Annotated in this window: 7 protein-coding genes; all 7 read left to right on the forward strand. The window is 69.6% G+C overall.

What is annotated here, in order from left to right; all coding sequences use genetic code 11:
* Window positions 1–987, forward strand: a 987-nt coding sequence (locus D7V97_RS35300; RefSeq protein ID WP_233583425.1) for a type VI secretion system Vgr family protein, incomplete at its 5' end; no start/stop codon positions are given.
* 18 nt (window positions 988–1,005) lie between these two features.
* Window positions 1,006–1,641 carry a type VI secretion system lipoprotein TssJ gene (gene tssJ, locus D7V97_RS35305; protein WP_233583426.1) on the forward strand — a complete coding sequence of 212 codons (636 nt, stop codon included), beginning with the start codon at window positions 1,006–1,008 and terminating at the stop codon, window positions 1,639–1,641.
* Window positions 1,638–3,002 (forward strand): type VI secretion system baseplate subunit TssK, encoded by a 1,365-nt coding sequence (tssK, locus tag D7V97_RS35310; RefSeq protein WP_120615021.1) that lies wholly within the window; start codon window positions 1,638–1,640, stop codon window positions 3,000–3,002. The genes tssJ and tssK overlap by 4 nt, the downstream gene beginning before the upstream one ends.
* A 54-nt stretch (window positions 3,003–3,056) precedes the next feature.
* Entirely contained in the window at window positions 3,057–3,755 is a 699-nt protein-coding gene (locus D7V97_RS35315) for a DotU family type IV/VI secretion system protein (RefSeq protein WP_120615022.1), read from the forward strand.
* Window positions 3,752–7,405 carry a type VI secretion system membrane subunit TssM gene (gene tssM / locus D7V97_RS35320; protein ID WP_120615023.1) on the forward strand — a complete coding sequence of 1,218 codons (3,654 nt, stop codon included), beginning with the start codon at window positions 3,752–3,754 and terminating at the stop codon, window positions 7,403–7,405. Before D7V97_RS35315 ends, tssM begins: the two co-directional genes overlap by 4 nt.
* Window positions 7,405–8,349: a type VI secretion system-associated protein TagF gene (gene tagF, locus D7V97_RS35325; RefSeq protein WP_120615024.1), complete on the forward strand. Its 945-nt coding sequence runs from the start codon at window positions 7,405–7,407 to the stop codon at window positions 8,347–8,349. The genes tssM and tagF overlap by 1 nt, the downstream gene beginning before the upstream one ends.
* Window positions 8,350–8,355: 6 nt before the next feature.
* Window positions 8,356–8,994, forward strand: a 639-nt coding sequence (locus D7V97_RS35330) for a type VI secretion system ImpA family N-terminal domain-containing protein (protein ID WP_199729043.1), incomplete at its 3' end; no start/stop codon positions are given.

Here is an 8,994-nt window from a genome sequence, read left to right on the forward strand (position 1 = left end):
GGCCCGGGCTGGGGCGCGCTGTACCTGCCGCGCATCGGCCAGGAGGTCGTCGTCGAGTTCCTGGAGGGAGACCCGGACCGGCCCATCGTCACCGGCAGCGTCTACAACGGGCAGAACCCACCGCCCATCGACCTGCCCGCGGAGAAGACGAAGAGCACGCTGCGCTCCAGCTCCAGCCCCGGCGGCGACGGCTTCAACGAGCTGCGCTTCGAGGACGCCGCGGGCGCGGAGGAGATCTTCCTCCACGCCCAGAAGGACCTGAACATCGTCGTCGAGAACGACAAGACGCAACAGGTGGGCGGCAACGAGACGCTCCTCGTCAAGAAGGACCGCAGCCGCACCATCGAGGGCAATCAGTCCCTCGAGGTGAAGAAGAACGACGACTCCGTCATCGGCGGCAACCAGACGCTGTCCGTCTCAGGCAACCGCTCCACCTCCGTGGTGGGCAATCACAGCGAATCCGTGATGGGCGACCAGTCCGTGCAGGTCAGCGGAAACCAGAGCGTCGCGGTCACCCTGGCGTCCGCGGAGACGGTCGGTCTGGGAAAGATGCTCAATGTCGGTGGCGCGCTGGCGGTCACGGTGGGCGCGGCCCTCAATGAGCTGGTGGGCGGCCTCCGGTCCGAACAGGTGGGCGGCGCCAAGGTGGAAGTCGTTGGCGCGAAGAAATCCGAGACCGTGAAGGGCTCACGGACGCTCCAGGTCGGCGGTGACTTGTCTGAAGAGGTGCAGAAGTCTCGCACACTCAAAGTGGAAAAAGACTTGCTGTTGAGCGTGGGGGGAAAGCTCAACCACGCCGTCAAGGATTCCTACACGCTCTCCGCCAAGGAGATCGCCCTGGTCGCCCAGGAGCAGTTCACCTTGAAGGTCGGCTCCGCCACGCTCCAGGTCAAGAAGAACGGGGACGTGGTCATCAAGGGCGCCAAGATCGAGGTCACCGCGAGCGGTGATGTCGTCATCAAGGGTTCGAAGATCTCCGAGAACTAGGCCACGAATTCCCAGCCAATGATGCGCACCCTGCAATCCCTGTCACGGGCCGTGACATGCCCCCGCTGGTTCTTCCTCATCGCCGCCGTGCTGGCGACGGGGTGCGTGAAGCGCGTGGCCCAGCAATGCGAGACGCCGCCCCCCTTCTACGTGGTGCTGGACGTCTCCGAGCAGGTCAACCCGGATCCCCGCGGGCGCTCGCTGCCCACGGTCGTGCGGGTCATCCAGCTCAAGGACAGCGCCCGCCTGGAGCGCGCCAGCTTCCGCGACCTGTGGAGCCGCGCGGACGAGCTGCTCAAGGATGACCTGCTCCAGTCCTCGGAGTTCGTCGCCGCGCCCGGGCAGACGAACCAGCGCTGGCTGCAGCGCGACCCCAAGGCCCACTTCGTGCTGACCATGGGCCACTTCCGCCAGCCGCTCGGCTACTCGTGGCGCACGGTGGCGGTGCTGCCGCCGGTGCCGGAGGCGCAGTGCGTGGAGCGCCCGGCGGGCGGTGACCTGGGGCCTCCCAAGCGGGGCGACCAGGAGCTGCGCTACCGGCTGCAGGGCTACCAGATCGATCTCATGCTCCAGCCGCCCGTCTCCTCGTGGGCGCCGGAGCCTTCGCAGCAGCCATCCCCCGGTGTGACGCCGGAGCCCCGGAGAGGTGCATGAAGTCCCCTCAACGCGTCGTGTGGTCGGAGGGCATGTTCATGAGCCCCCACCACCTCCAGCAACTGGACATCTACCACGAGGCCCTGCTGGACACGCGGCTGGGCTCGTTGGAGCCGTACCCGTGGGGCGTGGTGTCCCTGGCGTTCGACATGGAGTCGCTGCGCGCGGGCCTGGTCCAGTTGTCCAGCTTCACCGGCATCCTCCCGGACGGCCTGCCCGTGTCCCTCCACAGCGGTGACCCGGAGGCCCCGGCCGCGCGCCCCGCGGACGGCGCCTTCCCCGCCGCGCAGCGCGTGCTGGACGTGTTCATCGGCGTGCCGCGCGAGCGCAGCGGCGTGGAGAGCTACGGCGGTTCGGACAAGGTGGGCAGCCCGCGCTACACGCCCTCCACCCGGCCCATCAGCGACCTCACGTCGTCCACCTCCATCGTCCCGGTGTCCTTCGGCCAGCGCAACGTGCGGCTGCTCTTCGGCACGGAGCAGCGGGACGACTACGAGGCCATCAAGATCGCGGAGCTGGAGCGGGACAAGGCCGGCAACCTGACGCTCGTGCCTTCCTACATCCCGCCGTGCCTGCGCATCGACGCGGCGGGGGCCATCACCCACGAGCTGCGCATGCTGCTGCGGCTGCTGGTGTCCAAGCAGCGCCAGCTGTCCTCGCGCCGCCGGCACCGGGACGCGTCCGCGCTGGAGTTCACCGCGTCGGACGTAACGCTCTTCCTGGAGCTCAACGCGCTCAACGGCATCATCCCGCTGGTGCAGCACGCGCTGGACGCGGGCAACCTGCGGCCGCAGGGGCTGTACCTGCTGCTCAGCCAGTTCGCGGGGCAGCTGTGCACCTTCGCGGTGAACGCGGATCCGTCCACCCTGCCCGCCTTCCAGTTCATCAACCTGCGCGCCACCTTCGAGGAGCTGTTCAGGCGCATCGGTGAGCTGATGCACGCGGTGGCGCTGGAGCAGTGCCTCACCGTGACGATGGAGGCCGGCGCGGACCGGCTCTTCCGCGGGAAGCTGGAGGACGAGCGGCTGGAGCGGTGCGGCCAGTTCCTGCTCACCATCCGCAGCGACCTGCCGGAGAAGGTCGTCGCCGAACAGCTGCCCAAGCTGTCGAAGATGGCGAGCTGGGGCGACATCCAGGGGCTGGTGCAGGCTGCCGCCCCGGGCGTGCCGCTGGAGGTCACCTACCGCCCGCCGCCGGAGGTCCCCGTGCGGCCCGGCGTCGTCTACTTCAACCTCGCCCTGCAGGACGGCTACTGGAAGAACGCCCTGCGCGACCGGACGCTCGCGCTCTACCTGCCGCAGCCCTTCGACGTGAGCACCACCAGCGTGGAGCTGCTCGCCGTCCCCACCTCCAACCGCTAGCCCCCGCTGGAGCCGGAGCGCTCGTCACGAGCGCCCTGGCACCGCCGCCCGCCCATGGACCGAGTCAACGAAGCCACCAAGGATTGCCTCGACGCCGCCATCCAGCTCCGACGTTCGGACGCTGCCGCGGTGCCGCCGCCGGAGAAGCTGCACTTCCAGCTTCGCGGCATCGTGGATGAGCTCCTGCGCCGCTCCGCGGTGCTGGGCTTCAGCCACCAGGACGCCCAGGACATGGCCTACGCCCTCGTGGCGCTCCTGGATGAGGTGGTGCTGGGCAAGCCGGAGCCCTACCGGCAGTTCTGGATGAGCCACCTGCTCCAGCTGCACTACTTCAACGAGAACGTGGCCGGTGACGGCTTCTTCAGCCGGCTGCACGCCGTGCGCAAGGACCCGCACCGCGCGGACGTCCTGCGGGTCTACTACCTCTGCATGCTCTTCGGCTTCCAGGGCCGCTACCGCATCCGCGGCGGCGAGCTGGAGCTGATGACGCTCATCGACACCGTGCAGAAGGACCTCCAGCGCGCGCGTCCGTTCGACTTCGACGTGCTGTCGCCCCACGGTGAGCGCCCCACGGAGGCGCTGTTCTCCGCGCGGCGCAAGGCCTCCATCGTGTCCATCGCCGCGGGCGCGCTGGTGGCCGCGCTGCTGCTCTACGGCGGGCTGCTGTTCAGCCTCGACAACACGTTGAAGCTGTTCATGAAGGACATCGAGGTCCACGTGGCGAAGAACGCCAACGGAGGCGCTGCCCCGTGATCGCCTACCTCCTCTTCTTCCTCGCGCTCCTGGGCCTGGGCGGGGCCGCCATCCTCAAGTTGCACCTGCCGCCGCTCTGGGTGGCGCTGGCCGTGGCGGGCGTGGCGCTGCTGGTGCTGGGTGGCACCTGGCTCGTCAAGCGCATCCGGGCGCGGAGGGCCGCCAAGAACCTGGAGGGCGCGCTCCAGCAGCAGGCCGCCGATGAGCTCAAGACGGTGCGGCCGGATCTCCAACCGGAGATCAAGGCGATGCAGGCGGAGTTCACCAAGGCGGTGGAGGCGCTCAAGACCTCCAAGCTGTCGCGCGGCGGCAAGGACGCGCTGGCGGTGCTGCCCTGGTACCTCATCGTCGGGCCTCCGGGCGCCGGCAAGAGCACGGCGCTGCGCAACTCCGGGCTGAAGTTCCCCTACCTGTCCTCCAGCAAGGGGGGCGGCGTTCGCGGCGTGGGCGGCACGCGCAACTGCGACTGGTGGCTCACCAACGAGGCCGTCATCCTCGACACGGCGGGCCGCTACGTCGCCAGCGAGGACGAGCGCCCCGAGTGGCTCGCCTTCCTCGACACGCTCATCAAGCACCGCCCACGCCGGCCCATCAACGGCCTCATCGTGGCGGTGAGCATCGACGAGCTGTTGACCATGGACCCGCAGGCTGCGGGCGAACTGGGCCAGGGCATCCGCGAGCGCCTGGATGAGATCACCTCCCGGCTGCGCATGCTGGTGCCCGTCTACCTGATGGTCACCAAGTGCGACCTGCTGCCCGGCTTCGTGGAGACGTTCTCGGATTTGCCCCGCTCCGAGCGCGGGCAGCTCTGGGGCTTCACCATCCCCATGGACGCGCAGAAGGAGGCGTCCACGGACCTGCTGCTGGAGCGCTTCGACGAGCTGACGGCGGTGCTGGAGCAGCGCGCCATCAAGCGCATCGGCGAGGAGCGCCAGCAGGAGACGCGCGAGCGCATCCACCAGTTCCCCCAGAAGTTCGACGCGCTCCGCAAGACGCTGTCGGAGTTCGTCCAGCCGCTCTTCCTGGAGAACATCTTCCAGGACACGCCGGTGTTCCGCGGCCTGTACTTCACCAGCGCCACCCAGGACGTGCGGGCGGTGGAGCTGGTGTCGCCCTCCGCGGGCGACGTGTTCGGCACGACGAACGGCCGCCCCCAGGCGGAGACCAGCGCCGAGGGCCGCAGCTACTTCCTCTGGGACGTCTTCACGAAGGTGATGTTCCTGGACCAGAAGGTCGCGGTGCGCAGCTCCGCGGAAGAGCTGCGCCTGCGCAAGCGCCGGCTCGCGGTCGCGGGCGCGGCCTTCGCGGCCACGGCGCTCGTGCTGTGCCTGCCCACCCTGTCCTTCTACAAGAACCGGGAGCTGGCCCGGGAGGTCCGCGACGCCATCACCGTCGTGAACGTGGACCGCAAGGACGACATCAGCCGGGTGCAGGACCTCACGCCCCTGCGCAAGCAGCTGCAGGAGCTGACCCAGCACCGCACCGAGGGCGTCCCGGTGTGGATGCGCTTCGGCATGTACAAGGGCGACCAGCTCTTCCCCGTCGCGCAGTCCTTCTACAACGCGGCGCTGCGTCGGGTGCTCCTGGGGCTCCAGTACGAGCGCATCCAGCAGAGCCTGATGCTCTTCGCGCAGAACCAGGAGCGCCTGGACTGGAAGCCCAGCTCCAGCGACTACCGCAAGCACTTCGAGGATTTGAAGATGTACCTGCTCATCACCCAGCCTCACGCGCAGGGGGAGCCGGAGCTGGACGAGGCCCACCGCGAGTGGCTGGTGCGCAAGATGGTGGAGCACTGGACCAACGTGAAGGGGACGACGGGCCAGGTCGACCTCGAGCAGACCATCAGCCACCACGCCGCGACGTACATCCGCATGATGGCCGAAGAGCCGGACCGCCTGGCCTTCCCGCGCGATGACCGCGTGGTGCGCGCGGCCCGCCGGGCGCTCAACCGCGTACCGCTGGCCACGCTGGAGCTGGAGCAGATCATCGCCGACGCCAGCCGTGAGTACCCGGACGTCACGCTGGAGGAGCTGGTGGGCGCGGTCCCCGCCATCCAGGCCAGCAAGCGGATCCGCGGCGCCTTCACGAAGAATGCCTGGGAGAACGTGGTGAAGCCGCGGCTCGCCAACGCCTTCGAGAACCGCCAGTCGTGGGTGCTCGACCGGGACTCGGCGGAGGACGAGAAGGCCACGCGCGCCCAGCTGCGCACGGACTACTTCGCGACCTACATCCAGGAGTGGTTCAACTTCCTGCGCTCCATCCGCGTCCAGGAGCCCAAGGACCTGGACCAGACGCAGGAGCTGGTCGACAGCCTCTTGCGCGGCAAGCCGGCCGCGTACCAGCGGCTCTTCTCGGCCCTCCAACACAACGTGCAGCTGGAGAAGAAGCCCGCAGGGGTAAAGGAGGCTGCGTCGCCGGGCTGGATGCAGCGGCTGCTGGGGGAGGAGGAGGATGCCGCGAAGAGCCCCCCGAAGCTCGTCGACGAGCGCTCCCCCAATGGCGACAAGGAGCTGGTTCCGCGCGACGTGGAGAGCGCCTTCCAGCCGCTCATCCTCTTCGCCACGGTGACGAACAAGTCCGACGACGGGCAGGAGTCCCAGACGGCGTTGGAGCTGTATCAGGACCACCTCGCCGTCGTTCAGGACACGCTGCTCGCGGTGAAGGAGAAGCCCGCCGAGTCGCGCCTGCTGCTCGACCGGATCCAGGTCACGCGCAAGGCGGTGGAGCTGCTCATCCGCCAGCAGCAGAGCGGCGCGGTCATCCTCGAACGGCTGCTGCTGCCGCCGCTGCGGGACGTGCACGGCATCGTCTACACCGGCGTCGCGAACGGCAAGAGCAAGCTGTGGTGCGAGCAGATCGTCACGCCCTACGAGCAGCTCATGGCGGACCGCTATCCCTTCGTCCGCACCTCGCTGCGCGACGCGCCGCTGCTGGAGGTGGCGGAGTACCTGCGCCTGGACGGCGGCACCATCCGCAAGTTCCACAAGGAGCAGCTGCTGGAGGACGTGGCCCCCAAGGGCCGCAAGTGGGAGTTCGTGTCCCCACAGAGCGGCGCGAACTACCGGCCGGAGATGCTGACCTTCCTGGAGAAGAGCGGCGCGCTGGCCAGCACCCTCTTCCCGACGTCGGAGTCCGTGGATCCGCTGGTGCGCTTCCAGGTCCGCATCCGCGCGGGCACGTCCGCGGACAACACCGCGTCGGAGATCTCCGCCGTGGCCTTCACGCTCGACGGCACGGACGAGACCTACCGCAACGGCCCGGACACGGTCTGGAAGCCGATGAGCTGGCCGGGACAGGCCGGCAAGATGGGCGCGCACATCCACGTCGAGCACGCGTCCGGGGCCAGCGGCGACATCGACGAGCCGGGCGAGTGGGGCCTGTTCCGCCTGCTGGAGCGCGTGAAGCGCATCGAGCCCAGCGCGGACGGCCGCTACTTCACCGCCACCTGGGAGATCGAGGACATGAAGGGCGCGCTCATCTCCATCGACATCCGCCCGGAGCGCACCAGCAACCCGTTCTTCGGCCTGTCCGGCAACAAGGGCAAGCTGATGCAGATCTTCCGCGACCCGGGGCTCCAGCCGCCCCGGGGCATCTCGCGCGGAGACTCGGACTGCGGCGGACACCTCGTGGCGCAGGACGGGCCTCCCTGATGGTGGTGGCTCCACATCCGCACCGCGTGGGCGTGCTCGGCAAGACGCCACGTCACGCGGAGTTCGTCCGGCACAACACGGCCAGCCCCCTCGCCCAGCAGCTTCACCGCTGGCTGGAGGAGGGCATGGCGCGCGTGCAGCGCGCGCGGGCGGAGCTGCCCGCGACGCCGCACCGCTTCGTGTTCACCGCGCCGGGGCAGTCCACCGCGCTGGTGGGCGTGCTCACCGCGAGCGCGGACAGCGTGGGCCGGGGCTTCCCCCTGGTCGTCTTCACCGAGCTGTCCGTGACGGAGCTGGCGGAGCGGTACGCCCTCCTGCCGGAGGCGTTCGAGCCCTTCCTCCGGGGAGGCTCGGAGCTGGTCCAGGAGGCGCCGCGCTTCAGCATCCCCGAGCTGCTGGAGCGGGCGGCCCTCCTGCATCCCCCCGTCCCGGGGGACTTCAAGCTCGCGGAGCGGCTCAGGGGTAGCATCCTCTCCGAGCACTCCTGCGCGGAGCTGCTCAAGCCCGTCTGCGCGGACCGGCCGCCCGAGGCCCGCTACTACGCGCTGCACACCTTCCTCACCGCCTGCGCCGGGGAGCACCACCGCGAGCAGGGGCTGGCCCAGGTGGTGCTGGACTGCCCGCTGGACGGGCGCATGGGCCCGGTGGCGTGGCTGGAGCTGGCCTCGCGGCTCTTGCGCTGGCCGTCCATGGCGCCGGGCTTCCTCTGGTCGGAAGGCAGCCGGCCCCGGTTGCTGCTGTGCCTGGGCGCGCCGACGTCCGCCCTCCTCCTCTACGTGGCCCAGCCCGACGTGGCGAGCTCGCAGCTCTGGCCCCTGCGCACGGAGCGGACCGCCGCGCTCGCCAGCGCGAAGCGCGCGCTCACCCCGGCGCAGCGAGAGGTTCTCGACTCGTCCACCAGTTCCATCGAACAGCTCCTGCGCGCCGTGGCGCGGAAGGTCTGACACGCCATGACCCTCCTCTCCGCTGAAGCCCTTCGCGAACGCTCCCGTCCCTGGCTCACGCCCATCTCGGAGGAGAAGCCCGCCGGCGTGCAGGCCCGTCACGATCCGACCTACGAGGCCGTGTCCACGGAGGTCGCGAAGCTCGAGTCGCCCGCCGGTGACGCGGTGGACTGGGGCGCGGTGGTGCGCGGCTCCAGCCAGCTCCTGCAGCACACCACGAAGGACCTGTGGCTCGCGTCCTACCTCGCCTACGGGATGTACATGACGGAGGGGCTGTCCGGCGCGCTCACCGGCATGGCGGTGCTGGCGGAGGTCACGGATCAGTACTGGCCCACCCTCTTCCCGGAGGCGAAGCGCCTGCGTGGCCGGGTGAACGCGGTGACCTGGTTCGTGGAGCGCATGGGCCGCGTGCTGCCGACGGTGAAGGTGTCGACCGCCGACAACGAGCTGCTGACGAACCTGGGAGTCGCGGCCTCGCGACTCGCGGAGCTGGCGCGCACGCGCTTCGAGGGACAGGGCCCCGCCTTCGGTCCACTGATGGAAGGGGTCATGAGGCTGCGCGCTTCGATCCAGCCCCCTCCGCCTCCACCGACTCCCGCCGCCGTGACGCCCGAGGCCGCGCAGCCTGCCGCCACCGCGCAGGCC

The sequence above is a fragment of the Corallococcus sp. CA053C genome, from assembly GCF_003611675.1.
Classification (GTDB): Bacteria; Myxococcota; Myxococcia; order Myxococcales; family Myxococcaceae; genus Corallococcus.